21 protein-coding genes are annotated in these 25,697 nt (G+C 40.1%); 14 read left to right on the top strand and 7 right to left on the bottom strand.

The features are described from left to right. The first annotated feature begins 302 nt into the window (after positions 1-302). The 4 genes from garR (at position 303) to FQ085_RS05805 (ending at position 5,051) form a co-directional block, all read left to right on the top strand. Positions 303-1,193 (top strand): 2-hydroxy-3-oxopropionate reductase, encoded by an 891-nt coding sequence (garR, locus tag FQ085_RS05820; protein WP_149456128.1) that lies wholly within the window; start codon positions 303-305, stop codon positions 1,191-1,193. A 7-nt stretch (positions 1,194-1,200) separates the two neighbouring features. Then, positions 1,201-2,640, top strand: a complete 1,440-nt coding sequence (locus FQ085_RS05815; RefSeq protein ID WP_149456127.1) for a four-carbon acid sugar kinase family protein — start codon at positions 1,201-1,203, stop codon at positions 2,638-2,640. A gap of 62 nt (positions 2,641-2,702) precedes the next feature. Continuing rightward, positions 2,703-3,536: a class II fructose-bisphosphate aldolase gene (locus FQ085_RS05810; RefSeq protein WP_149456126.1), complete on the top strand. Its 834-nt coding sequence runs from the start codon at positions 2,703-2,705 to the stop codon at positions 3,534-3,536. Positions 3,537-3,707: 171 nt separating this feature from the next. After that, the gene (locus FQ085_RS05805) at positions 3,708-5,051 is read left to right on the top strand and encodes a GntP family permease (protein WP_149456125.1); all 1,344 of its coding nucleotides are present in this window, start codon (positions 3,708-3,710) and stop codon (positions 5,049-5,051) included. Positions 5,052-5,703: 652 nt separating this feature from the next. Here the strand turns inward: FQ085_RS05805 and FQ085_RS05795 are convergent. Together FQ085_RS05795 and FQ085_RS05790 are read right to left on the bottom strand one after the other, a co-directional pair. Then, positions 5,704-6,105, bottom strand: coding sequence for a DUF4362 domain-containing protein (locus tag FQ085_RS05795; RefSeq protein ID WP_149456124.1), 402 nt, complete (start codon positions 6,103-6,105; stop codon positions 5,704-5,706). Between the two features lie 48 nt (positions 6,106-6,153). Beyond that, positions 6,154-7,089 carry a DNA/RNA non-specific endonuclease gene (locus FQ085_RS05790; RefSeq protein WP_058384075.1) on the bottom strand — a complete coding sequence of 312 codons (936 nt, stop codon included), beginning with the start codon at positions 7,087-7,089 and terminating at the stop codon, positions 6,154-6,156. A gap of 347 nt (positions 7,090-7,436) precedes the next feature. Here FQ085_RS05790 and FQ085_RS05785 point away from each other — a divergent pair, with 347 nt between their 5' ends. The 4 genes from FQ085_RS05785 to FQ085_RS05770 all read left to right on the top strand — a co-directional run bounded on the left by FQ085_RS05785 (position 7,437) and on the right by FQ085_RS05770 (position 13,166). Further along, positions 7,437-7,763, top strand: coding sequence for a nucleoside triphosphate pyrophosphohydrolase (locus FQ085_RS05785; RefSeq protein ID WP_058384076.1), 327 nt, complete (start codon positions 7,437-7,439; stop codon positions 7,761-7,763). Continuing rightward, positions 7,756-10,185: a DEAD/DEAH box helicase family protein gene (locus FQ085_RS05780; RefSeq protein WP_058384077.1), complete on the top strand. Its 2,430-nt coding sequence runs from the start codon at positions 7,756-7,758 to the stop codon at positions 10,183-10,185. Before FQ085_RS05785 ends, FQ085_RS05780 begins: the two co-directional genes overlap by 8 nt. 379 nt (positions 10,186-10,564) lie before the next feature. Continuing rightward, positions 10,565-11,515 carry a ribose-phosphate diphosphokinase gene (locus tag FQ085_RS05775; protein ID WP_058384078.1) on the top strand — a complete coding sequence of 317 codons (951 nt, stop codon included), beginning with the start codon at positions 10,565-10,567 and terminating at the stop codon, positions 11,513-11,515. 148 nt (positions 11,516-11,663) lie between these two features. Next, positions 11,664-13,166, top strand: coding sequence for a BCCT family transporter (locus FQ085_RS05770; protein WP_058384079.1), 1,503 nt, complete (start codon positions 11,664-11,666; stop codon positions 13,164-13,166). 82 nt (positions 13,167-13,248) lie between these two features. Here FQ085_RS05770 and FQ085_RS05765 read toward each other — a convergent pair whose 3' ends face one another. Both FQ085_RS05765 and FQ085_RS05760 read right to left on the bottom strand, forming a co-directional pair. After that, positions 13,249-13,572 (bottom strand): hypothetical protein, encoded by a 324-nt coding sequence (locus FQ085_RS05765; protein WP_058384080.1) that lies wholly within the window; start codon positions 13,570-13,572, stop codon positions 13,249-13,251. A 25-nt stretch (positions 13,573-13,597) separates the two neighbouring features. Then, positions 13,598-14,782: a MalY/PatB family protein gene (locus tag FQ085_RS05760; protein WP_149456123.1), complete on the bottom strand. Its 1,185-nt coding sequence runs from the start codon at positions 14,780-14,782 to the stop codon at positions 13,598-13,600. A gap of 237 nt (positions 14,783-15,019) precedes the next feature. Between FQ085_RS05760 and FQ085_RS05755 the strand changes: the two genes are divergently transcribed. Both FQ085_RS05755 and FQ085_RS05750 read left to right on the top strand, forming a co-directional pair. Next, the gene (locus FQ085_RS05755) at positions 15,020-15,214 is read left to right on the top strand and encodes a DUF6366 family protein (protein WP_149456122.1); all 195 of its coding nucleotides are present in this window, start codon (positions 15,020-15,022) and stop codon (positions 15,212-15,214) included. 17 nt (positions 15,215-15,231) lie between these two features. Next, positions 15,232-15,639 (top strand): DUF4181 domain-containing protein, encoded by a 408-nt coding sequence (locus FQ085_RS05750; protein ID WP_149456121.1) that lies wholly within the window; start codon positions 15,232-15,234, stop codon positions 15,637-15,639. Positions 15,640-15,691: 52 nt separating this feature from the next. Here FQ085_RS05750 and FQ085_RS05745 read toward each other — a convergent pair whose 3' ends face one another. Beyond that, the gene (locus FQ085_RS05745) at positions 15,692-17,098 is read right to left on the bottom strand and encodes a DHA2 family efflux MFS transporter permease subunit (protein WP_149456120.1); all 1,407 of its coding nucleotides are present in this window, start codon (positions 17,096-17,098) and stop codon (positions 15,692-15,694) included. Positions 17,099-17,776: 678 nt separating this feature from the next. Here FQ085_RS05745 and FQ085_RS05740 point away from each other — a divergent pair. Further along, positions 17,777-18,991 (top strand): MFS transporter, encoded by a 1,215-nt coding sequence (locus FQ085_RS05740; protein WP_188074713.1) that lies wholly within the window; start codon positions 17,777-17,779, stop codon positions 18,989-18,991. Positions 18,992-18,999: 8 nt separating this feature from the next. Here FQ085_RS05740 and FQ085_RS05735 read toward each other — a convergent pair whose 3' ends face one another. After that, positions 19,000-19,551 (bottom strand): helix-turn-helix domain-containing protein, encoded by a 552-nt coding sequence (locus FQ085_RS05735; protein ID WP_058384087.1) that lies wholly within the window; start codon positions 19,549-19,551, stop codon positions 19,000-19,002. Between the two features lie 994 nt (positions 19,552-20,545). Between FQ085_RS05735 and FQ085_RS05725 the strand changes: the two genes are divergently transcribed. From FQ085_RS05725 to FQ085_RS05715, 3 genes are all read left to right on the top strand, one after another. Beyond that, positions 20,546-21,388, top strand: a complete 843-nt coding sequence (locus FQ085_RS05725; protein ID WP_058384089.1) for a MurR/RpiR family transcriptional regulator — start codon at positions 20,546-20,548, stop codon at positions 21,386-21,388. 19 nt (positions 21,389-21,407) lie between these two features. Next, positions 21,408-22,097, top strand: a complete 690-nt coding sequence (locus FQ085_RS05720) for an N-acetylmannosamine-6-phosphate 2-epimerase (RefSeq protein ID WP_058384090.1) — start codon at positions 21,408-21,410, stop codon at positions 22,095-22,097. Between the two features lie 208 nt (positions 22,098-22,305). Continuing rightward, the gene (locus FQ085_RS05715) at positions 22,306-23,856 is read left to right on the top strand and encodes a PTS transporter subunit EIIC (RefSeq protein ID WP_058384091.1); all 1,551 of its coding nucleotides are present in this window, start codon (positions 22,306-22,308) and stop codon (positions 23,854-23,856) included. 76 nt (positions 23,857-23,932) lie between these two features. Here FQ085_RS05715 and FQ085_RS05710 read toward each other — a convergent pair whose 3' ends face one another. Further along, positions 23,933-25,462 (bottom strand): FAD-dependent monooxygenase, encoded by a 1,530-nt coding sequence (locus FQ085_RS05710; protein ID WP_058384092.1) that lies wholly within the window; start codon positions 25,460-25,462, stop codon positions 23,933-23,935. Between the last annotated feature and the right edge of the window lie 235 nt (positions 25,463-25,697).

Here is a 25,697-nt window from a genome sequence, read left to right as displayed (position 1 = left end):
CCCGCGAAAGATTCTCGGCTACCGGACACCGGAAGCGTGCTTCTTAGAAGAGCTCGCCCACATCGCCTGAACCACACACGGTTTAATGGGTTTTCATGTTTTGTTGCATTTAATATTGCAATCTAGGTTTGTCTTATTTTAAAGTATAAGTTTAATAACCAAGATTTAAAAGGAAGTATTTTTTGTATACAATTAAAAAATAAATGTATACAAAAATATAAATTGTGTGTACAATTCAGTTTATGTAAGAGTGAAAGCGCTATCTAACCGATTGTAGTTCGAAATTGAAGGGAGATATTTAAATGACAAAGACTATAGGAGTTATTGGTTTAGGAATTATGGGGAAGCCGATGTCACTCAATTTACTTAAAGCTGGATACGAGGTAACCGTAAACGATCTCAATACACAAAGCGTAGAAGCGTTAGTAGAGGCGGGAGCAACATCAAGCACGCCTGCTGAAATGGGGCTTACTTGTGACGTGATTATCACAATGTTGCCAGCTTCACAACATGTGAAACAAGTTGTAACCGGAGGAAATGGAATTTTAAAAACGGCAAAAGAAGGACTTGTCATTATCGATATGAGCTCTATTTCTCCAGTGGCTTCTGTTGAAATTTCTAATGAAGCTGCAAAACAAGGAGTAGAAATGTTAGATGCTCCAGTAAGCGGTGGGGAGCCAAAAGCAATTGATGGCACGCTATCTATTATGGTAGGCGGCAAAGAAACGGTATTCGAATCCGTAAAACCTGTATTGCAGGCAGTAGGTTCAGAAATTATACTCGTTGGCAAAAGTGGAAGCGGTGTCACAGCTAAATTGGCAAACCAAATCATTGTCAACTTAAATATCGCAGCAATGTCTGAAGCACTCATTCTCGCAGCTAAAGCAGGCATAGACATTGAAAAAATGTATCAGGCGATTCGAGGTGGACTGGCTGGAAGTGCAGTTCTTGATGCAAAAGTACCTTTGATTCTAGATCGTAATTTTGTAGCAGGTGGACGGATTGATATTAATTTAAAAGACATCTCAAACGTAATGGAAACAGCGCATGATATTGGGGTGCCGCTACCGCTTACGAGTCAACTACTTGAAATTTTCCATGCCTTAAAAGTAGACGGTAAAGCGGGAGACGATCATGGCGGCATTATTCAGTATTACGAAAAATTGGCGAATGTTGAAGTGAGAAGGGGGTAACCAACTGATGACCAATTCAAAAAAACTTAATACAACCGAAACACTTAATAGTTTACCAACCGTTCCGGATGAACAAACAGTAAACACCCTACTCAATCGTGAATTAAAAAGTTTTAACAAAAAAATCATTGTGTTAGATGATGATCCGACAGGCGTTCAAACAGTACATGGGATTTCTGTTTATACAGACTGGACTTTTGAAAGTATAGAAGCTGGTTTTGCTGAAGAAAGTAAAATGTTTTTCATCTTAACCAACTCAAGAGGATTTACAGCTGATGAGACTAAACGCGCACATGAGGAAATAGCAACGGCGATTCGTCAAACAGCAGAAAACCTACAAAAAGACTTTATAATCATTAGCCGAGGAGACTCAACACTACGTGGTCATTATCCTCTTGAGACAGAAGTATTAAAAAATACAGTAGAAGCGCAATCTGATCGTGTATTTGATGGAGAAGTGATTATGCCATTTTTCAAAGAAGGTGGGCGCTTCACAATCCAAAATGTTCATTACGTGCAGGACGAGGATCAATTAATTCCAGCCGGTGAAACTGAATTTGCGAAAGATCGTACATTTGGTTATACATCTTCACATCTCGGTGAATGGGTAGAAGAAAAGTCAGCGGGTGCGTTTAAGTCAACCGATGCGGTCTATCTTTCTTTGGAGGACATTCGGGGTCTTAAAATCGATCGTCTAGTGAATCAGCTAATGGCATTAAAAGACTTTAACAAAGTCGTTGTTAATGCCACTGAATATCTTGATGTGAAAGTTGTCGCAATCGCTCTTATCCGGGCGATGAAAGAAGGGAAAAATTTTATGTTCCGAAGTGCTGCAGCTTTAACTAAAATCATTGGCGGTATTGAAGACAGAACGCTTTTGACCAGAGAAGAGTTGATAAAGGATCATTCTGGAAATGGCGGACTCATCATGATTGGATCTCACGTGAAAAAAACAACGGAACAGTTTGAAGTGCTTCAGACATGTGATTTTATAGAATTTATTGAGTTCGACGTTCATTTGGTATTGCATCCAGAGAAATTTGAAGAAGAAATCCAACGAGTTATTCAAACGAGCGAACAACTTATCCGAAAAGGAAAGACGGTTGCCGTCTATACGAAGCGGGAGCGGCTTGATCTGGGAGAGAACCAAAAAGAAGGAGAGCTTAAGCTATCAATAAAAATTTCTGATGCTGTAACAAGTATTGTCAAAAAAATTAAAGTAAGACCAAGCTTTATCATTGCCAAAGGTGGTATTACTTCTAGTGACATAGGGACAAACGGACTCAGTGTGAAGCGAGCAACAGTGGCGGGACAAATCAAGCCGGGTATTCCAGTTTGGTTGACAGGTAGTGAAAGTAAATTTCCAGGACTAGCCTATGTTATTTTTCCAGGGAACGTAGGGTCAAAAACAACCTTGAAAGAAGTAGCAGAGCTATTGCACCAGTAGGTTGATGGATTTTTGTTCTCTAGATGTATTATAAGCAAATACAATGAAAAGGCGGTTTTTGAATGTTAATAAATACGAAAGACATTCTTTTAGCAGCACAAAAAGAAAAGTATGCCGTAGCTGCTTTTAATGTCTATAGTCTCGAAACTCTGCAGGCAGTAATTCGCGTGGCAGAAGCAGAAAATCAGCCAGTGATTATCGCGCTAGGAGAACGCTATTTTAATATGGTAGATGTAGAAGGCTTTGCTGCTTTAACTAAAGCATTGGCAGAAAAATCGACAATTCCGATTGCGCTCCACTTAGATCATGCCTATCAAAAAGAATCGATTATTCGGGCGATTGACTGCGGGTTTACTTCTGTCATGTTCGACGGCTCAAAACATGATCTTGCACAAAATATCCGCTACACAAAAGAAATTGTGGAAATTGCCCATATGGCAGGGGTGAGTGTGGAAGCAGAAATTGGCTCAGTTGCTCGAGGTGCTTTTTCAGATGAAGAAGATGGCGATGGGACATTAACAGATCCAAAGTCCGCTAAAACATTTGTGGAGGAAACGGGCGTTGATTTTTTGGCAGCCGCCATTGGCACTGTACACGGCATGTATACAGGAAAACCAAACATCAACTTAGAACTATTAGAAGAAATTCAACAGGCTGTTAGCATTCCGTTAGTTTTACACGGTGGCTCGGGTACGCCAGAAGACATTATGAAACGAGCAGTAGCAAAAGGGATTTGTAAGGTAAATGTAAATACAGAAGTATCACTGGCTGCTACTATTTACCTCAAGCAGGCTTTAGAAGAGCAAGAAAAAATGCATCTTTCAGATGTAATGGCTGGTTTGCAACAAGCCATAGAACCGGTAATAGCGAAGTTTATTCGTGTGCTGAAAAAGTAGTATGCGAATACAAAGCAATCATTTTTGCTCGTCACAAGCCATAAAGCTAGTTTCGTGCATAAATCATGCTTTGAAAGATACGGAATAGGTTTTGTGAAACCGCTATCATTTCTAAATAGATTCTTACTAGGTATGCCCAATAAAAACTTAATTGATAAGGGAGATGTTCTCATGATTACTGGTAATTTGTTGATTTTGATTTTTGTTCTGTCACTTGCTGTCTTATTTTTTGCTATTCTTAAGCTGAAAATCGAACCATTTCTTGCATTAATTACGATTGCTGTTTTAACAGCACTATCTATCGGTATGCCGCTAAACGAAGTAGCTTCGACTGTAACCGCAGGATTCGGAAATACGCTTGCAGGCGTTGGTATTTTAATTGGTCTTGGGGTCATCTTTGGTCAGTTTTTGGGTGCGTCAGGTGCGGTTGAAAAAATTGCACAAACTGTCTTAAACATATTTGGGATTAAACGATCTCCAGCAGGTCTCGCATTGACAGGTACAGCCGTTTCGATTCCCGTATTTTTTGATGCAGCATTTGTTATTTTAAGTGGTTTGATTCGCTCTCTTGCTACCAAAACAGGAATTTCAGTCGTTAGCTTTGTAACGGCACTTGGTGTCGGGTTAATCGTGTCACATAACATGATTGCACCAACACCCGGACCACTTGTGGTCGCAGAAAATATGGGGGCAGAGCTTGGTCTCTTTATCATCTACGGCATTATTGTCGCTATCCCAGCTACCTTAGTTGGTGGTTATTTGTATGGAATGTTTATCGGAAAGCGCATTAAGCATTCGGGTGAGGTCGAAGAAATCGCCATTGATAAAGCAGACTTACCGAAAAAAGAAATTAGCACAGGCCTAAGTTTCTCTATGCTAGCATTGCCGATTATCCTAATTTTGACGAATACGGTTTCTCAGCTATTAATGCCTGGTACAGCAGCAGCTAGTTTCTTCGGCTTTGTTGGAGAAAAAAACGTGGCACTGTTAATCAGTGTGTTCGCAGCAATCATCTTTTTACGTCCGTATATTGCCATTCCAAACAATCGTTTGTATTCTGAAGCGATCAACTCGGCAGGAATGATCATCTTGATTACAGGTGCGGGTGGTGCGTTTGGTGCTGTTATTAACAGCAGTGGAATTGGTGATCACTTGATTGCAACCATGCAAAGTTGGAGCATTCCAGTTCTCTTGTTAGCCTTTATCTTTTCTCAGATTTTACGTGCTTCACTTGGTTCCGCAACAGTGGCACTTGTTACGACATCTAGTATTCTTGGACCAATGGTTGGTGAACTTGGCGTTTCGCCAATTTTACTCGGTCTTGCAATTTGTGCGGGAGGGATTGGGCTGTCACTGCCAAACGATTCCGGCTTTTGGGTTGTTAATCGCTTTGGCAAACTGACAATTCCGCAAACGCTTCTCGCTTGGACAGGTGGAGGATTTGTCGCAGGTTTAACTGCTTTAATTACGGTCTTTATTTTAAACTTGTTTGCAGGAATATTGCCCGGGTTATAAGTGGTAACTGGAGTAACAAAAAACAAGATTTCTTATCAAAGTCCAACTAAATCGAACTTCTTGCAACATGAGCAATCTGACTGAGAACATCTAGTAAGAAGGAGATAAAGAGTTAGGGAATAACTATTGTTTCAACTAAAAACACACCATTTCTAAGCTGCAACAAGCTTTGAGATAGGTGTGTTTTTGTGGGTATGTTGATGCTTTTGTTAGTTATGTCCCGCGCTAAATAAAAAATCGTGAAGGATCAAGTCCCCTCTCTACCAATAGAGCATCTAGTTCAAAAACAGCTCTTTTCAATCCGTATGTTCAGTTTCTCTAAAGCCCAAAAATAGAACGCTAAAATAAGTAAGTATAGCCGTTAGCAAACCTACAGCAAATAGAATACCACCCAAAACAACGAAGACAGTGGTATACGCTTCCATCACCATCACAAACTGGCTAGTATCAGCAATACCATCTTGTTGACTCCTAAGCCAAGAGCTTCCTAACGAAATTCCGAACGAAGCACTCACAAATAGTAGGACCAAGCCTACAATTGCTAATAAGGTCGAAACGATTACCAATCCACTAATATGGTTTTTGAATATCTTCTCTACTCCCCCATAATCTTTCTTTAAAGCTTACTAACACCTCTCCGAACACTTTAAAGTTATTCTTGAATTTCAAGCTCGAAATACTTTCCGACTTCAGAAGAGCAACCGCTCAAACGGTAGATTCTACCTGTTTCGCTCGTTTCACTTTCTAGATGTTCGCAAGTTCCACTTTCTACTCCCGTATTTGAATCACCAAATTTATCCCGAGAGTTGTCATACGTATATGTAATAGTTTGACCATTATATTCTAGTGTATTAAAAATTGGATCGCCTTCTGTAGTTCTTTGGACAATGCGTATTTTATCTTCTTGTCCATTTTCAAGATTTCTGATAAACGTTTCAAACTTCTCCGAATTAGTTGTTATTTCCTTTTGCTCGAGCACGATATCGCTATCCTTAACGGGGTTACATGCACTTAAGAAAATGGTCAGTAAAATTAAAAGGAACCCTTTTTTCAATACCTTAACCTCCTGAAACAAGGGACAATTTTCACCTGAGCTAGAAAATCACTCACCTACCATCCCGTCGTTATCGTTATCACGCATATGTGGGTACAACCAATGATCGCTCATAATTGGCATACTAAATCCGGCTGCTTCGGCTTCTTTGATCGTCACTTGTCCGTTGCCATTGGTATCCACGTTAGAAACATCCTCAATTGTAGTAGCGCTGCTTGCACTAGCTGAATCTGTCGGCTCGCTATCTGTTAACCCGAGTGATGCGTTTACTTCGTCAGGGTTCACATTATCAAACGTATCAACAATTTCGTTGCCCATTAATGTGTAGGTGTATTGATAACTCGATGGGATCTGAGTTTCTGTATCTGTATAGGTAATAATGGCTTCAAAATCTGTAGCACCACCGGCATCGCGGATAGCATCTTCCATATACGCTTGATCCCCATGGCGGTTGAGCGTACTTTCTTGCGGCGTAATATTATAAGCATTCGAAACCCCGCCAAGTGAATCGGCAAGGACATGCCCTTCATCTAATAGATCACTTTCCACACCCGGCACCTTTGCCTCGTCCGAATAGTACCTGCCAGTCGATAAGACAGGTTCGGTATCGTCATCCTGCAAAACGATTTCGTCCGCAACAACCCGTTCCAATTGTCCGTATTCGTTTGTAAATGCCCAATAGTCACGATCGCCAAAGCCAATGTTCACGGCGACATTAGGTTCACGAGAGCCCGACAAATCCCCGCCATCGACTTCGATTAGGTCGTATCCTGCTAAAAGGTCATCACTTGTTTTTGTTGGTGTTTTTTCAACAGCTTGCTCTTCAACAGCTGGTGTGACAGGTTCTTCTTTTTCACGATTATCATTTGCTTCATCTGCAGGTACTTCCTGTGCCTCTGTGTTTGTAATGGCTGTTTCTTCTACATCGGTACAGCCGACTAGAAAGACAGATAGCAAAAGGATCATTAAGTGGTTCCATTTCATTTTAAAAACTCCTCTAATTGTTTCATGCTAATCAAAAATCTCATGATTTAACAGTGATTAATATTTTTTCCTAATATTAGTATATTATAAAAGCAACTTTATTACAGGAATACTTTCGGAAAGAGCAACTTGAATCGAATTGTATAATAACAAAAATACACTGGATTTAGAGTTATAGTAAATTGGAAACAAGGGGTTGCGTGGTATGTTTTTCTTTGGAGGTTCAGTAGCAAGACTTCGATGGGAAACTTAAATAACAAGTACAAGTACTGTGATTTTTAGAGCAGAGAAACACGAAGTATATGTTAAAATAATGTAAATAAATACTATTGAAAAGGAGACCATCCATGCCAATTTACAACAAACTAGTACGCGACGGGATACCCGAAGTGATCACTAAAACAGGTAAACAATTTTCAACACGTATTTTACTGAAAGAAGAGTACGAAGTAGAAGTAAAAAAGAAACTCAGCGAAGAACTTGATGAATATAATGAAGCGAATACGAACGAAGAAGCTATTGAAGAGCTGGCTGACATCCTCGAACTACTCCACGCAGCAATAAAGGTTCAAGGTTCTTCTTTTGACGAATTAGAAAAAGTGCGCAAGGCGAAAGCTGAGAAACGTGGCGGTTTTGAAAAGCGGATCTTTTTAATCGAGGTAGAAGATGACTAAGCTGGAACTGGTTACTTCTCAGCTTGTTTCACATTTAGAGAGATTATCAAATGAAGCAGTTGAAATTCAGTGGATTACAGCTTTCGCTATGAAGTCAGGCGTGAAAAAAATCATTCCTTTCTTGCAGCAAGCTGCAAAAAGAGGCGTACCGATTAAACTACTGGTAGGCGATTATTTATTTGTCACACAGCCAGATGCACTGCAATTACTGCTTGAAGAGTTGTCTTCTGCTGAAATTCGAATTTGGAAGAGTGGTGGAACTTCTTTTCATCCCAAATCTTATTTGTTTCGAGGAACAGAAACGTCCCATTTAGTAATAGGATCTTCTAATTTATCAGCTACTGCTTTAACCAATGGAGTTGAATGGAATTTAATTGCGCCAACGTCTGTTGATGCAGAAGTTTTTGAGGAAGCGACAACTCAATTTTTGAAATATTTTTATGCCGAGCAAACGGTGTCTTTAAACAAAGAGACGCTGGCAGAGTATCGGTTCTTACATACAGCAGCAAATACAAAACGACCCATCAGTCCGGTGTGGTCAGAAGCAGAAGAAGTTGAAATGACAGTCGGTCCGATTCTCCCACAACAACCCGAAGTGGCGGAAACTCAAGAAGCTTACGGTGCATCCGTTTCTCCAAGACCTGCACAACAAGAAGCGCTCGACGCTTTGGATAATGTGCTAGCCGAAGATTACAACCGGGCAATGGTCGTATTAGCAACCGGATTAGGTAAAACGTATTTGGCCGCTTTTTTTGCGGATCAATTTAAACGGGTGTTGTTTGTTGCTCACCGAGAAGAAATTCTGATGCAAGCCCAGCAATCCTTCAAGCATGTTCATCCCGATAGGACGAACGCGTTTTATAATGCTTTAGAGAAAAAAACGGACGCAGATTTTATTTTTGCTTCTATTTATACATTAGGAAGTCAGTATCATTTAGATCGGTTTGAAAAGGATACGTTTGATTTAGTTGTCATCGATGAATTTCATCATGCAGCGGCACCAACTTACGAACGATTACTAAATCACTTCGAACCTAAATTCTTGCTAGGCATTACCGCAACACCTGATCGTATGGACAATAAAGATGTCTATGCCTTATGCGATGGAAACGTCGCGATATCGATTCATTTTTTAGATGCTATTGAGCGCAATTGGCTTTCTCCGTTCCGCTATTATGGAGTGTATGATGCTAGCGATTACTCAGCTATTCCATGGAGAGGAACGCGCTACGATGAACAGGAATTGCTTCAGTTACAGTTACGTGATAGTTTTGCGCAAAAGATCTACGAAAAATGGAATCGTCACAAACAGACGAGAACCATTGTCTTTTGCTCTTCTGTTAAACAAGCTGTCTATATGAATGACTTCTTCCAACGAAAAAGTGTGCGTTCTATCGCACTTCACGGAGAGTCTCATCCAAAAGAGCGAAAAACAGCCCGTTCCAAATTAGAAACGGGAGAACTTGAAGTTGTTTTCACGGTAGACCTATTTAATGAAGGAGTCGATATTCCAAAAGTAGATACACTGTTGTTTATTCGACCGACAGAATCACTAGCTGTTTATACGCAGCAAATTGGGCGAGGTCTGCGAATTGCAGAAGGAAAGTCACATTGTGTCATTATTGATTTTATCGGCAATTATCGGAATGCGGATTTGAAATTGGCTATTTTTGATCCAAAAGACAATATGACAAAAAATAACCCTATTGCGCCACTTGTACCTACTTTGTGTGAGTTCAACTTGGACTTGCAAGTAATCAACTTGCTTGAAGAAATGCGCAGAAAAAGAGCGCCTCGTAAAGACTTGTTAGTTACGGCTTACCATGAGTTGAAAAAAGAAGCAGGAAGACGTCCCACTTATCTTGAATTTCATCTTCATGCAAACACGGACTCCAAAATAGTCAAGCAAGAGTTTGGTAGTTATTTCGGAATGCTTGCTTATGCCAATGAATTAACGACTGAAGAACAACAAGTATGGCTGGCATACAAGAGTTGGTTTTTAGAAGTTGAACAAACAGCAATGACCAAAAGCTATAAGCTGGTCGTTTTAAGTTATATGCTGTCAAAAGGCACAGAAAGCTGGCTAGACTCAACAACTCCAAAAGAAGTAGCACCTTTTTTTCACAGCTATTTAACGGAAAGGGACTACCGTATGAATATCGACTGGAGCGGTGCACAAGGAAAAAGATTACGTATATATGACGAGAAGAAAACGGCTGATTTGATTTCGCAGATGCCAATGACGAAATGGAGCGAAAGTGATAAAAATGACGTGGTTTCTTTTGAAAATGGTGTTTTTAAATTCAAGTTGCATCCATCTAATGCCGAAAGAGAGCCTTTGTACAACTGGACTCAAGAAATAACGGCGTACAGACTGCATGCTTATTTTGAACGAAAATCAATACTTTCAGCAAAAAACTAATTCCATCTATTTGAGGATTGGCACTACTTAGATGGAATGATCGGTCAGGTTGCAGTGAATGTGTGAATAAGTTTCTGAAAGTCTCATTTCACCTCATCAACTGCTCGACTCCTGCAGAAAGTAAGTGCTGGAACGAAAAGCAATTAAGAACGCAGCTCTCTCTCTATATTCGTTCCCAGAAAAAACAAAGTAAAAAATACTTGATTAAAAATAAGAAAGCGTTCGCCTGATGCGATTTCTCCACATTTTATCTATGGCTATTACCCTACGAACAGGTTATTATAAAACCAACTGCTGCAAGTCAAATGCCAGTAGATTGACCTGCATAAGAGCTAGTCATCCATCAAATTTATAAAAAAATTACTAAGGGGGCTATCAAGTGGCTTATCAACTAGGAACAAACTTTAAGCTGTTTACATTGAATTCGAATCCAGAATTGACCCAAGAAATTGCGGATTTACTTGGCTGTGAGATGGGTAAAAGCGCGATTACCCATTTTAGCGATGGGGAAGTTCAAATTCATATTCAAGAAAGCGTCCGAGGTGCAGATGTTTACGTCGTACAGTCGACATCTCAACCGGGTAGCGAACACGTTATGGAACTGTTGATCATGATTGATGCCTTAAAACGAGCATCTGTAAAAACCATTAATGTGGTCATTCCGTATTACGGCTATGCCCGTCAAGACCGTAAAGCCAGTTCGCGTGAGCCGATTACGGCGAAACTTGTTGCGAATATGCTGGAAAAAGCAGGCGCAACGCACGTCATCACTATGGATTTGCATGCGCCTCAAATTCAAGGATTTTTCAACATCCCAGTAGATCAATTGTTAGGTGGCAAAATCTTAGAAAAGCATTTTTTGGACAAAGGATTAACAGATGCCATAGTCGTCGCTCCCGACAACGGAGGACTTGGACGTGCGCGTAAATTGGCAAGTCATTTAGACGTGCCAATCGGCTTTATCGACAAACGTCGGATGCACCCAGATGAGCCCGAAACGGTGAACATTGTCGGAGACATTAAAGGCAAAAACGTCATCATCATTGTCGACATTATCGATACGGCTACGACGATTTCCTTAGCTGCTAATGTGCTTGTGGAAAACGGGGCAAAAGCGATTTATGCTTGCTGTACGCACGCTGTGTTATCTGGCCAAGCCGTTCAACGAATCCAGGACTCAGCGATTACAGAGCTTGTCGTGACGAATACGATTTACTTGCCTGAAGAAAAACGTACTTCGAAGATCAACATTCTGTCAGTCGCTCCTTTATTAGCAGAAGCGATTGAGCACGTTCACAACGAAAAACCCGTAACGCCTTTGTTTGAATAAAGACAAGAAAAGGCTCCAGTAAAACACCGCAGAATTAATTTTCTGCGGTGTTTTTGTTAGAGAAACTGAATTTTGCCTAATTTGACGCAATTCTCCTGATACGTTATCTTTAAAAATGCGTAAACAATAAAACGAAAAGGAGAACGATATGAAAAAAGTCACAAAAGTATTTTACATTACCATCTCACTTGTCGTGATTGCTGTGCTGATTGCTGCATTAATGCCAGTTGCGTATGAACAAGCGACAAACTCGATTACTTCCGTACTGAGTACTGTATTCGGCTGGTATTATATGCTGATCATGACCGTCATCTTATTTGTTGTTGGATTCCTCATTATTAGCCCCTACGGCAATATCCGCTTAGGTAAACCTAATGACCGTCCTGAATTCGCTCGAGCCACTTGGGTAGCGATGCTTTTTTCGGCAGGATTAGGAATTGGCCTCGTCTTTTACGGCTCTTATGAACCGCTGTCTCATTACGCCATTCAACCCGCAACGGCAGATCCTGAAACAGAAGCTGCTTTTAAAGAATCCATGCAACGAACTTTTTTCCATTACGGCTTTAATGCCTGGGCTATGTATGGAATCGTCGCGTTGGCCCTTGCTTTTTTCCAATTCCGCAAAGGTGAACGGGGCTTGATTTCGAGCACCTTGAAACCACTATTCGGTAAGAAAATGGAAGGTGGTTGGGGAACGCTCATTGACGTGATTGCGATTTTCGCAACCGTGTTTGGCGTAGCCAGCTCACTTGGGTTTGGTGCCGTCCAGATTAACGGGGGACTCACGTATTTGTTCGGTCTTCCCAATAACAACTGGAGTCAACTGATTATTATTGCGATTATTACCGTGTTGTTTATTATTTCGGCATGGTCTGGACTCTCAAAAGGGATTAAGTACTTGTCCAATATCAATATGGTGTTAGCACTCGTCTTGCTTTTACTCGTCGTCGTTTTGGGACCGACCTTACTCATTTTTAATGTCTTTACGCAATCCTTTGGTGCCTATATCCAAAATCTAATTCCACTCAGCACCAATACAGAAGCCTTTAATAGCGGCAATCGAGAATGGCTAGACGCTTGGTCGATCTTTTACTGGGCATGGTGGATTTCTTGGTCACCATTCGTAAGTATGTTTATCGCCCGTGTTTCTAGAGGCAGAACAATCCGCGAATTTTTAATCTTTGTGGTACTTCTGCCGACGGTATTGTGTGCGATTTGGTTTTCTACGTTTGGTGCAACAGCAATCGACATCCAGCAAAAAGGCGTTGTTGATTTGACGACCAGCGCTGTAGAAACAACGTTATTCACGATGTTCAATGAAATGCCATTTGGTTTTGGTTTGTCCATCATCGCCATTATGTTGCTGTTGACGTTCTTTATCTCGTCTGCTGACTCTGCGACATTCGTTCTTGGCATGCAGTCGACAGGTGGCTCGTTGACGCCTGACAATAGCGTTAAAATTGTATGGGGCGTTCTGCAATCAGCTATCGCGGCAATTCTTTTGTCGGCTGGTGGACTAGCAGCCATTCAAAATACAATTATCATTGCCGCTCTGCCATTTTCTCTGGTCATGGTGCTTATGGTATTCGCACTGTTAAAAGCATTAAAAGCAGAGTTAAAGGTAATCGAAAGCAAAAAGAAAACAGTTTAATCGGGAGTAGAAATAATCACACAAAAAGCCTCCAAGTATTCCTTTAGTGGAATGCTTGGAGGCTTTTTGTGTGATTTTGTATTCATTGCTTTAAAACAGCGTTAAAAATTTCTCCGCCGTCATCAATATCGGTGAGGATGAGTCGATCTGTATTTTTGATGAAGATCGATTTGTATTGTTCGACACCTTCTTTGTCACTAAGGAGCAGAATTCGTTTTTCTTGATTGTCCGAAACCGTCTCGAATTTATAGTCCCCGTCTTCGATTTCTTCTATGATTGTCGGATATTCAGGCAATGAAGCCCATTCTTCGTGACCGGCGATTACCGTTTCGTTTGGAGGTGCGGTGTCACTACAAGCGGCGAGGAATAAAGCAACAATGAACACCATGATCATTTTCTTGGTCATCTTAGTTTCAGTCTCCTTTGAAAAATCAGTTAGGATTCTTGTTTGTTAAGGCTAAGGCGATTCGGTCTATTCCGTCAGCTAAGGTTGCACGAGGACAAGCTGCGTTTAATCGTAAATACCCCAGTCCAGCAGATCCGTACTTGCTTCCAGGTTCTAGTGCAACTTTTCCAGTAAACAATAGTTTTTTCATGACTTCGTCTTCTGTTAAGTCGAGTCTACTGTAATCGAGCCACAACAAATAAGTCGATTGTGGCTTCATAACGCGCAGTCCAGGAACTTTTTTCTGCAATTCACTGCTGGCGAAATCGATATTGTCAGAAATCGTCGTCAGCATGTCCTCAAGCCAAGACTCGCTTTCATTATATGCTGAAGTCAAAGCTGCAGGTGCAAACGCGTTGAGCATGCCAGAACCATGAGCCAGTGCATGTTTTTCAAGCTTGTCGCGTTTTCCTTTGTCTGTGGCAACAATCATGGCCACTTGAATGCCAGCCAAATTAAATGTTTTCGTAGGAGCCATGCAGGTAAAGACTCTATCGCTTTCAGCGCCAGCAATTTTTGCGAGCGGCGTGTGCCGATGAGGTTTAATCATTAAATCGCCATGAATTTCATCTGAAATAATAAGAACGTCGTGTTTGCTACACAATCGGACGATTTCAGTTAACTCTTCAGGTGTCCATACGCGGCCGCCGGGGTTGTGCGGGTTACAAAAAATGAAAAGAGACGCATCTCGCAGTTTTTCTTCAAAATCGTTAAAATCTATGACGTATTGGCCATCTTGAACAACTAGTGGTGAATAGATTACTTCTCGATCTTGATGTTCAGCCAACTCGAAAAAGGGAGGATAGACCGGTGTAGTGACGACTATTTTATCGTGTTTTTCTGTGAAAGTCTCAATGATTGAAGCGATGGCTGGAATAATCCCTTGATGGAAAAGCAGCCAATCTGATTCGATTTTCCAATCGTTTCGTTTTTTCTGCCAATCAATCACAGCTGTTCGGCATTCTTCACACATAAACGAATAGCCAAAGATCGAATGTTCTACTCGGTCGTGTAAGGCTTTTAAGACAGCAGGTGGTGCAGGAAAATCCATATCGGCAATCCACATAGGCAAAATGTCTGAGCTGTCTTCTATACCGTATCTTGTTTCCATTGTGTCCCATTTAACGGAACGGGTATTTTTTCGGTCGTGTATATGTTGGAAAAAAGTCATTTTCGTATCTCCCTTATCAAATAATTTTAGAAATTCATTCGCTTTAATCGTAAAGCAATAAACAAAATTGTCATAGTAGATAATGAGAGCATAGCCCGTTCAAGCCAATCTTTCAAGGTCCTTTTGTGCGAATATAGCTTTGAGATGCGCATTTAGAGTCTTCGTCGACAAGGAAAGACCAAAATGCGAAACTATGACATAATCAAATTATTAGAAAACTTGGGAGGGGAAATCCATATGGCGAAAAAAAAGACACCTCAGCAAATGAGAGAAAGTTTAAAGCGAGACGAATTGAAAAACAATCCGGGTGGAACTTTGCGAGATGGCTTCGACAACGGAGCAGGCGCAGCGGGTGATATGGGTTGGAAAGGAATGGCTTTGTTAATCTTAGTATTAGTAATAGGCTACATCATTTATCAATTGTTTTTTTAGTTGAAAGGGGAATTCAGATGGATGTGCTAGCGCTCGGTTTGTTTTTGGCAGTTTTGTTCGGCGTAATTTGGTTGGTGAAATGGATGTTGAGAAAAGTATTTGCTATTAAGAAAGAAAAAGTTGATTGGCTTTCTTATAATCATATAAACAAGCTACATAAAAAAATAGACTGGGGAATCCGAATCGCAACGATGGTTGGGATGATCTTCACGATCTATTTCGTGTTGTATAAACAATACCCAATCGCTCTTTACCTTGTTGTTTGGGGTGCATTCACCATTATTGATTACTCTGTCAGGGCTTTTTTTGAATGGAAATACACCGATAATCCAAAACAATGGATATTGACCATGAGTGAAATCGTCATTTTGGTTATTGCGGCAATTGTTGCGACGATTCAATTCGATTTGCTTACGATTGGTTGATCCATAACCATAAAAACACACCAAGCTTTCAACGGCTTGGTGTGTTTTTTTGTTAATTTACAGCTTTGTTGTTGCGGATAAACAGAGAACCGATTAATCCAACAATGGCAGCTATCAATACCGCATAAAACGCGAAATTTGTCCCAAACGCTAAAAATTCTGCAGGATTGAGCGCACCAAACTCTGCAATGTAATTTTTTTGGCCGGCTGTAAACAAGGTAATAGCAATCGCTGTCCCAGCAGCACCTGCAACTTGAGTCAATGTATTCATAGCGGCTGAGCCATCTGCATACAAATTTGGTGGCAACTGATTCATCGCATGGGTTTGTGCGGGCATGATGGCCATGGAAATCCCTAAGTACAGGACACAAAGCGCTGCGATGATTTGCCATACCGGCGTCGTAGCTGACAGAATGACAATAAACGCAATGGCCGCTACTGTCATAAAGGCAAACCCAACACGTGTGTAGAGGCGTGCACCCACACGGTCAAAGCTAGAGCCGACGATAGGCGCCATGAGGATGTTTAATAGGTTAGCAGGTAACATCAACAGACCAGCAGCAATCGATGAGTAAGCGAGTACACTCTTCAAATAGATCGGAATTAAAATCGATACCGAGAGAATAACAAAAAGAGTAGCAACCATAAGCAAGGTTCCTAATGAGAACATCGAGTAGTTAAAGACACGCAAATCGATCATTGGCTGCGACATCTTCAGCTGGCGAAGGATAAACAGCAACAAGGCAATAAATCCTGCAGTTAATGGGCCAAAGACGAGCGGCGCGGTAAGAGACGTTTCTGCTAATGCCGCCAGTGAATAAATAATTCCTCCAAACGCGATGGTGGATAATACCAACGAAGCCACATCAATTTTAGGTTTGGAAATCGTTGAAACATTTTCAATCGTTAATGCACCCAGTAGTAAAAACCCGTTTAACGCGATCATTACCCAGAAAATATAATGCCAGCTGCTGACCTGGATGATTAATCCGCTTAGTGTAGGTCCAAGAGCCGGACCACTCGTTAGCACTAGCCCGACAATGCCCATTACCGATCCTCGTTTTTGAATTGGAAAGATCATTAACACCACACTGAACATCAACGGTAAAAAAATTCCGGTTCCGATGGCTTGGATCAACCGACCAGCTAACAGGATTGAAAAACTCGGTGCCACAGCAGCGAGCGTCGCACCGAGTGAAGAAATAACCAGTGCTGAAACGATCAACTGGCGTGTAGTAAACCAACGAACCAAATACGCAGACAACGGCACTAAGACGGCTAATACCAACAAATAACCGGTCGTCAACCACTGTGCGGTACTCGCGCTAATCGAAAAATCCTCCATAATATTAGTCAACGCCATATTCAATGCAGTTTCGCCGAATAACCCGATAAAGGATCCGAGCATTAAAATAGCGGCAATCAATTTCGGTCTTTTTACGTGTACATGAGATTCCATAACGCAACTTCTCTCTATCTGTAATTTTGACTTGTCAATTTTCTTGACGTTCCGAGCTTTTCAATAAAATCAATAAGTCCATTTGCAACTATAGCAAAAAATCTTAAGAAAACTCAATACAATTTGATTGGATAAAAGGTAGTTCAGCCATACTTTTGTCATATTCTCTGGAAAGAAAAATTTGTGATACGAATATAAAAGAATATCTTCACCAATGATTAAAATGATAGCGCTACCTTTTTACATGTATAGAAATCCTACTGTCTGAGAAGTTTTGGAATAGCCAGTCGTAGCAAGGGAACAAGCTGTTTTTAAAGGTGTGCTACCACTTTCCTAAAAATCTCAATAGTTTTAGCGCCAACAATAAAAAAAATGAAAGTAATTATTCACCGGTGCTATTAATTTTTAGAACGGGCGCATAAAAGCATCATCGATTTGCAAGCTGTTGGTTGCATATCCAAAAAATTAATCATAGATGACTAACAACAGAAAGGATTGAAGTAACATAGACAACGGGTGAATATAGGACCTTTCGTAGTAGAATCTCTATGTATTTTCTAACGGAGCAGCGATCCAGGAACAATAGACGACTATAAGCTTATTTAAAATCCGTTGACAAAATAATATTTATCGTTAAAATATATTTTAACGATAAATATTATTTGTGGAGGTGATGAGTTGTTAAAAGATAAAAATATCCGAAATCTTTTTTGGGGAAGGCTGGTTTCTACATCCGGTGACAGTCTATATGAAATTGCCGTAATTTGGTACGTGTTTGAACTGAGTCAAAATGCTTTTTATACAGGTTTGGCAGTAGCTATTGTCATGATCCCCAACTGCTTTAATTTTCTCTTAGGCCCATTGATTGAAAAAACGAACAAAGCGAAAGTATTGATTTATGCACAGTTTTTTCAATTTTTTTTAATGCTGTTGATTCCTATAGGAATCGGATACGGATACGAATCAGTTTTTCTTGTTCTCGGAATTATGTTTTGCATTTCATTTCTTGAAAATTTTCAAGGAACTGCTGAAATTTCGGTGGTACCTAGAATCGTTGTGAAAGAAGAGAGAGGAAAGTTTAACTCGTTAATTAGCAGCTCACAACAACTGGTGGATATCTCGATGAAAGCTGTTTTTGCTGGGTTTATTTTGACCATTGGTGTACAAAATATTTACTTGTTTAATGCCTTAACCTTTTTAGTAGCAGCCATATTTTTTAGTATGCTAAAGATAAAGTCGACAACAGGAGAGGCAAAACAAACAACAGGAAATTGGGAACAGTATCAATCCAGTTTGAAAACTGGATTTGCGTATTTTTTCAAATCAAAAATTGTCTTTATTTGCTTGCCGTTTTTAATCGCTAACTTTTCTTTTGGTATGGCTGAAGCTATTCTTCCAGTCTACGCCAGTGAAAGAGGTGGAGCTGAACAATACGGCATCGTCATTATCGCCATCACACTCGGCAATTTGGCAGGATCTTTACTAGTAGTGAAAGTAATGAGATATCCGTTAGGGATTTTGATGATTGTTTTGCCACTTCTGTCATTTTTATTGTGGTCTTCATCCATTTTGGTGAGTCACAACGGAATCTCCACCTTCCTTTTAGGCTTGGCTTTCCTTCCTTTTGGAATGATGAGCATTCTATTAATCACGTTTTTGCAGACATCGATTGAAGAGCATTTACTAGCAAGAGTGTCGTCGATTATCGATAGTATGTTAGTATCTGCCATGCCGCTCGGTGCCTTGCTTGGCGGAATTTTATCGCCTGTCATTGGTGTTGGGAACATGATGCTAGTGAGTTCAACAGGTTTACTGGCCATTGTTTTTTACTTTTTGTTCAATAAAAACATTCGCTCCTTGCCGAAAATTGAAGACATTCAATTACAAGAATAAAAAAGCCATTAAGCTTTTTTAGGCTTACTGGCTTTTGCGTCTGTTTCATAAGTTAGGATAGAAAACGTATAGTTTGTCTTGTCATCTGTAGAAGAGCGCTTACTGATCAATTTTTCGATTTCCTCATTGATCTTCAGCCATTCGGAATGTGTGAGAGAAACTGTCGCTTCTCGGTACATGGCACGCGTTTCACCTGTGTCTTCTAAATCAGCCTTCAGCAAATTCGCGCCTTTGTTGAAGGTTAGAAACATATGAGATAGTAGCGCCGCCGAATTTGTGCGAGCTAGTTCTCCTTCAATGCTCATAAATTCTTCGTTAGTAGCGAACAATTGACGAGAAGAGTAATATTTTTCGATTAAGTTACCAACTTGTTTTTCTTCACTCACTTGAATAAGTCCTGTATCCAAAAGCTTTTGGATCGGGTAATACAGCCTCGAAGGCTTGTCATCCAATTCACTAGCAATTTCTTTCACAGTTTTGTCTACAGCTTGAATCGAGTACAAAATCGCCTCTATTTTAGGGTCAGCAATCAATTTCATCAAATCAAAATTACTCGTCATGAGTCCACTCCTTTATCTTTCGTATAAATTAATTTTAACGGATTAATTCTTTTTAACAATGGCTGATGAAGATAAAGTGAGGCTTACGACTATTTTTATATCTACAGAGAGAAACTCGCTCTATGAAACTTACATCAATCCCAACCGTATTACCTAAAAAGGAGTGATCTTTAAGCATATGAAAATTTTCAGGCTAGCATTACTAATAATAGGAATGGCTTCAGCAATCGTCTGTATGGGAATTGGTATTTTTATATTCATTCACCCAGCTACTGAAAGAGTTCAGTTTTTAACACAACTATCCTATGTTTTAATAGTGATCACTCTCCTAAGTGGAGTAATGATTAATAAATTAAGAAGATCAAAAAGTACCCAATCATAAAGAAAGCAGCATATCTAAAATATTACTCACAGAGGCAAATCTATGGTTCGACGAAAAATCAATATGCTTAGTATGCAAAAGAGAAAGAGAAGGCGGGGAAATCGTACATATTAAAATGTGTTATCCAAAAAGAAGAAGGATGACTGAAATCAAGGTCTACTTAAAAAATGAAGCCTATTCTACGTGTGAATCTTGTTTCGGAAACCAGAAGAAATCAGTCTACAGTAGCTATCCATTATTATTTCTAAAAGCAGCAAGGGCGTTTTCCTTGCTGCTTTTTCTTACCTAAAAACTTGTGCCAGGATATGCAAGACCGATTAGTATCCTGATAACTCGAAAGTGAGTGGCAAACGAACCATTAGAATAGTTTATGTAGCTGATTCTTTAAGGTGATTTGCTGACAACTAACTATCAAATTTTAAAAAATATTGACAGAAAACTCTCATAAAAGTATACTTACAATAACTTAGTGAAGGTTCTTTGTCAAAAATAAATAAATAATGAAAGTCAGCTTTCATTATTTGTAAGCACTTTCATTAAAGAATTGAAACATTTTTAGAATTTATCGGGCTGCAAAAAATATGAATTTCGATAAGTGAGGTGAGTTGCTAAATGAAAACACAAACAAAGTTGGTCGGTCTTAAACCGACGCTATTAATGGCACAAATGAAAGCAGACTTCACAAAATCAGATATAAAAATTTACGAATACATTTTGGCGAACAAAGAGAAAGTTCTTTATCACTCTTTAACAGAAATGGCAGAAGCGTGTGTTGTGGCAGAAGCTACATTATTGCGGTTCTTTAGAAAATTAGACTACAAGGGCTTCCAAGACTTCAAGTTTATGCTTGCTCAAGAACTTTCATTAACCACAATCGATGCGGTAGAAAACACCTATGTTGATAAAGTGAAAAATAATGTGATTCAAGTAATTACAGATACTGCTGCAGTGGTAGAAGAAGATTTGCTAGACCAAGCCATCATTAAAATAGCAGCTTCTGAAGATCTTGTGATTTTTGGTATTGGTTCATCAGGAATTGCAGCACTAGACATGCAAAATAGGTTGATGCGTATCGGAAAAAATTCAAGTATCATCACCGATTCGCATTTCCAAATGATGCGGGCAGCTTCTATGACGGAAAAAACGGTCGTTATTGCGGTTAGTTTGACAGGCAGTACAAAAGACATTGTAGACGCCGTAAGTGCTTCGAAATCGAACGGAGCAACAGTTATTGCTTTGACGAGCTATACAAAATCCCCTTTAACAAAATTCGCTGATTTAGTCTTACTATCTTCTTCAAAAGAAAGCCCATTAGACAGTGGATCGCTCATTTCAAAAATATCGCAGTTATTTTTAATTGATCTTATTTGCACAGGATTAGCGTTGAAAAATGAACAAGAAGCAAAAGTAATACAACTAAAAATTTCGGAAAACACAGCAAATAAACTTTATTAAACATTAAGGAGTAGTCATTATGGATAAACAATTATTGTTAGCAAAACTAAAGGGTGGTCTAATTGTCTCTTGTCAAGCATTAGAAGACGAACCGCTACACAGCTCTTATATCATGTCTAGACTAGCAGCGGCAGCTCAAGAAGGTGGAGCAGTAGGCATTAGAGCTAATGGTTACGAAGATATCAGTGCCATTAAAAAATCAGTCAATTTGCCAGTTATCGGCATTGTTAAGCGAGATTACGATGACAGCAAAGTATTCATCACAGCAACGTTAAAAGAAGTCGAAGAAGTGGTGAAATCAGGAGCAGAAATCATTGCTCTTGATGCAACAGATCAGTTGCGGCCAAACGGACAGCGACTGGATGAATTTTATGTAGAGGTTCGTCAAATTTTTCCAGATGTTGTGTTAATGGCAGACATTTCAACGTTCGAAGAAGGTGTAAAAGCAAGTAAGCTGGGCTTTGACTTAGTGGCAACTACATTATCGGGATACACGGATTACACAAAAGACCACGTGCTACCGAATACCGACCTGATCAAATCTCTTGCTGAAGCAATAGATACACCGGTAATGGCAGAAGGAGGATACTGGAAGCCGGAAGAATTAGAAAGAGCGATGGCTTATGGAGCTCATGCGTGTATCGTAGGATCTGCTATTACGCGGCCAAGAGAAATCACCAAACGTTTTGTTGCAAGTTTGAATAAATAAAACGTAAAAGTATAGTGCGCGATTAGATGTACTATTTCTTTTAGTAGTTGTTCTTTGGTTGATGGTGTGATGGGAAAAGTTGAGGTTGTCAAAAAGAGTAGCATAGAATATTTTAGCTTCTAGCTGTTACTGAAAATGAAATCTAATTTTGGTACGCAGTATGCAGAATCGAAATTATCTAATGTAAATCATCAAGGGGGTTTGTAAGTTGAAAAATTTATTTGGAAAAGCACAGCAATTTGGAAAGTCATTTATGTTGCCCATTGCGATACTACCAGCAGCAGGATTACTGCTTGGAATTGGTGGATCTCTATCGAACCCGAATACAGTAAGTACTTACCCGTTTCTAGATATCGCATTCTTACAAGCGATATTTACAATTATGAGTAGTGCAGGAAGCATTATTTTTGCGAACTTGCCTGTTATTTTCGCAGTCGGGATTGCTATTGGTTTAGCACGTTCAGACAAAGGGACGGCCGGTCTTGCTGCACTTATCGGCTACCTCGTGATGAACGCATCAATTAATGGGATTTTAATCATCAACGATGAACTTGCTGTTGAGGCGTTATCCGGCGCTGGACAAGGGATGGCGCTTGGTATTCAAACGCTCGAGATGGGTGTGTTCGGCGGAATTATGGTTGGGATCATGACAGGGCTGTTGCATAACCGATTTAATAAAATTGAGTTGCCCCAGTACTTAGGATTCTTCGGAGGCTCTCGTTTTATTCCGATTGTGACTGCTTTTTCGGCCATTCTATTAGGAACGGCGTTGTATTTTATTTGGCCGCTATTCCAGCACTTGATTACTCAGGCAGGCGGTTTAGTTAACGCAACGGGTGTTATTGGCACTTTCATTTACGGCTTTATTCTACGAATGCTTGGTCCTTTTGGATTGCATCACATTTTTTATCTGCCCTTTTGGCAAACGGGGATTGGCGGGTCACTTGAAATTGGTGGTCAGCTCGTACAAGGAACACAGAACATTTTCTTTGCTCAGTTGAGTGATCCTTCGACTACTCACTTTTTTGAAGGAACATCACGCTTTATGTCTGGTCGCTTTATTACGATGATGTTTGGTTTGTTAGGTGCTGCATTAGCAATTTATCATACGGCAAAACCTGAAAACAAAAAAGTCGTGGGCGGGCTTATGTTATCTGCAGCATTGACTTCGTTTTTAACGGGAATTACCGAACCATTAGAATTCTCTTTCCTCTTTATCGCGCCGGTCTTGTATTTAGTTCATGCGATTTTTGATGGTCTAGCCTTCATGATGGCGGATATTTTTAATATCACAATTGGTCAAACGTTCTCAGGAGGATTTATTGACTTTATCTTATTTGGAGTGTTACAAGGTCAGGATAAAACAAACTGGATATATGTGATTCCGCTTGGGATTGTTTGGTTCTTCATGTATTATTTTGTATTCAAATTTTTGATTAAGAAATTCAATTTCAAAACGCCAGGTCGTGAAGATGAAAAAATGGACGCACCCGCAGCAAATGCGGTTTCGGTTGATCCGCAACAGAGCCGTCCACATACAATCATTGAGGCATTTGGCGGACAAGCAAATATCGTGGATCTGGATAATTGTGCAACTCGCTTAAGGGTAACGGTTAAAGATCCAGAACTTGTACAAAAAGAGGCATTTCCTGCGACGGGTAGTAAAGGAATTATTATGAACGGAACAGGTGTACAGGTTGTATACGGACCGCAAGTATCGGTTATTAAAAATGAAATTGAAGAGATACTTGAGCAATAACAGTAGAAATAATCAAACAGAGAATCCTGTCGAGTTTAACTATCGGCAGGATTCTCTGTTTTGTTGAACTGTAAAATCACAATGCATGAAAAGCGATTATTTCAAAACTAGCCAAATAGTTTTTCAACGCGTCAATGTCTTGCGCTGTACTCGCTAAAGCGACGTGACCATCCGGGCGAACAAGATACAATGCATTTTGCTGAAATCCTGCTTTTTTCATAGTAGCTTGCCACGCAAATTCATGGACCTCAAGCGACTGCATGTCAGCGAAGTCTTTTAGTTCTTGACTGGCTTTGCCATAAATATGGATTTGCCAATCAACCGATTGCAAGGCTTGAAAGTTACTGCTGTCAGCAAGTTCGATCCATGGCAAACGCATACCTCCAAAAATTTTTCCCGCTTTTCCTTTACTTAAGGCACTGTCCCGGTAATTAATGTGAATTTGAGATAACACTTTAAAGGCATTCAGTTTAGTAAGCGAAAATTTGAATAACGAAGGCACGACATACGGTACGATAAACTTACGCAATAAAGTGCCGCGAAGCTTTTGATTGATGATGGTTTGAAAGGCTTTATCAGTAGTCGCAACCAATCTCCGCGCAAAAGCAATCCGCTCCGTTTCATAAGTTTCGAGTAAGGATGAGGCAGCTTTTCCATGGAGCACTGCTGCGAGCTTCCAAGATAAATTGAAGGCATCGCCAATACCCGTATTCATGCCTTGTCCGCCTGCAGGGCTATGAAGGTGTCCTGCGTCACCTAATATAAAGCAACGTCCTTTGGAAAAATGCTCACTGACGCGGTAGTGGACGCGATAAGTAGAAAACCAGTTGACCTGTGACGTTTTTACTCCAATTTTCCTTTCGATATAATCGCTCATATGGTGGTATTCAACATCCGGAATCTCACTGAGTTCCTCAGGCACAACTCCAAGTATCCTTTTTGTGTGTGCGTTTCTTACAGACATATACAACATAAAACCGTCATCATCCATATACATATCCATTTTTTCCATTTCCACTTCTGATTTTTCGGTTTCGACATCGGCGACGAAAAATAACTGCTTATACGTACCACCGGGAAATTCAAAGTTTAGTCCTTTTCGTACCGTACTTCCCGCACCGTCGCATCCGCATAAATAAGCGAAATCAGCAGTTTCTTCAGGGGCTCCTTCTTTTTTTAAAACCGCGCGTATGCCTTCTCCGGTGTCTACAAAAGAAGACAGTTCCGTATTCCACTCCACGCTAATTCCGAGTTTTTTCAATTCATCAACAAGAATTTCTTCGTGTTCATCTTGAGGCAAGCTGAGGATTAATGGAAATGGGCTCAAGCCTTTACCAAAATCGTGAAATTTCAAATTGGCTTTGACTTCTTTCCCATCACTCAAATCGAGCGATAAAATGGGTTGCCCTTTCCTGACGATTCTATTAGATAAGCCGAGCTGTTGGTAATGCTCTAATATCCGTGCATGCACAGCGAGTGCACGAGACGCTGTACCGGTTCCGGACTTTTTTTCGATGATCCGAAAAGGAATATGAAAGCGTGCTAGGCTGTAAGCAAGATCAAGTCCTGTTGGACCTGCTCCTACGATTAATACTTGTGGTTTCACGATGAAGACCTCCTATCGAATAGAACAACTAATTGGTATGAGAATGTATTCGTTTAATTTAAGGAAGTGTCGATAAAGAATAGAGAAACGCAACTGCAATGAGTTGATCGAATTTTGTTCCAGCCTATCGAGACGTTTTCTAAAGCTGGTGAAAAAATTATCTAGTACTGCTACTATATCCTTAATCAGACGAGTTCAAGCAAATTGGGACTAAAAAATTGTAATCCTGTAGAAA

This window comes from Planococcus sp. ANT_H30 (assembly GCF_008369335.1).
GTDB classification, from domain to species: Bacteria; Bacillota; Bacilli; order Bacillales_A; family Planococcaceae; genus Planococcus; species Planococcus kocurii.
The sequence above is the reverse complement of the archived record's forward strand: the minus strand, read 5'-3'. Positions and strand labels throughout refer to the sequence as shown.

What these genes read in the sequence shown, in the direction of transcription:
- garR (WP_149456128.1), top strand. Translation starts at nt 303, where the DNA reads ATGACAAAGACTATAGGAGTTATTGGTTTAGGAATTATGGGGAAGCCG.
- FQ085_RS05815 (WP_149456127.1), top strand. Translation starts at nt 1,201, where the DNA reads ATGACCAATTCAAAAAAACTTAATACAACCGAAACACTTAATAGTTTA.
- FQ085_RS05810 (WP_149456126.1), top strand. Translation starts at nt 2,703, where the DNA reads ATGTTAATAAATACGAAAGACATTCTTTTAGCAGCACAAAAAGAAAAG.
- FQ085_RS05805 (WP_149456125.1), top strand. Translation starts at nt 3,708, where the DNA reads ATGATTACTGGTAATTTGTTGATTTTGATTTTTGTTCTGTCACTTGCT.
- FQ085_RS05790 (WP_058384075.1), bottom strand. Translation starts at nt 7,089, where the DNA reads ATGAAATGGAACCACTTAATGATCCTTTTGCTATCTGTCTTTCTAGTC.
- FQ085_RS05785 (WP_058384076.1), top strand. Translation starts at nt 7,437, where the DNA reads ATGCCAATTTACAACAAACTAGTACGCGACGGGATACCCGAAGTGATC.
- FQ085_RS05780 (WP_058384077.1), top strand. Translation starts at nt 7,756, where the DNA reads ATGACTAAGCTGGAACTGGTTACTTCTCAGCTTGTTTCACATTTAGAG.
- FQ085_RS05770 (WP_058384079.1), top strand. Translation starts at nt 11,664, where the DNA reads ATGAAAAAAGTCACAAAAGTATTTTACATTACCATCTCACTTGTCGTG.
- FQ085_RS05765 (WP_058384080.1), bottom strand. Translation starts at nt 13,572, where the DNA reads ATGACCAAGAAAATGATCATGGTGTTCATTGTTGCTTTATTCCTCGCC.
- FQ085_RS05760 (WP_149456123.1), bottom strand. Translation starts at nt 14,782, where the DNA reads ATGACTTTTTTCCAACATATACACGACCGAAAAAATACCCGTTCCGTT.
- FQ085_RS05755 (WP_149456122.1), top strand. Translation starts at nt 15,020, where the DNA reads ATGGCGAAAAAAAAGACACCTCAGCAAATGAGAGAAAGTTTAAAGCGA.
- FQ085_RS05750 (WP_149456121.1), top strand. Translation starts at nt 15,232, where the DNA reads ATGGATGTGCTAGCGCTCGGTTTGTTTTTGGCAGTTTTGTTCGGCGTA.
- FQ085_RS05745 (WP_149456120.1), bottom strand. Translation starts at nt 17,098, where the DNA reads ATGGAATCTCATGTACACGTAAAAAGACCGAAATTGATTGCCGCTATT.
- FQ085_RS05735 (WP_058384087.1), bottom strand. Translation starts at nt 19,551, where the DNA reads ATGACGAGTAATTTTGATTTGATGAAATTGATTGCTGACCCTAAAATA.
- FQ085_RS05725 (WP_058384089.1), top strand. Translation starts at nt 20,546, where the DNA reads ATGAAAACACAAACAAAGTTGGTCGGTCTTAAACCGACGCTATTAATG.
- FQ085_RS05720 (WP_058384090.1), top strand. Translation starts at nt 21,408, where the DNA reads ATGGATAAACAATTATTGTTAGCAAAACTAAAGGGTGGTCTAATTGTC.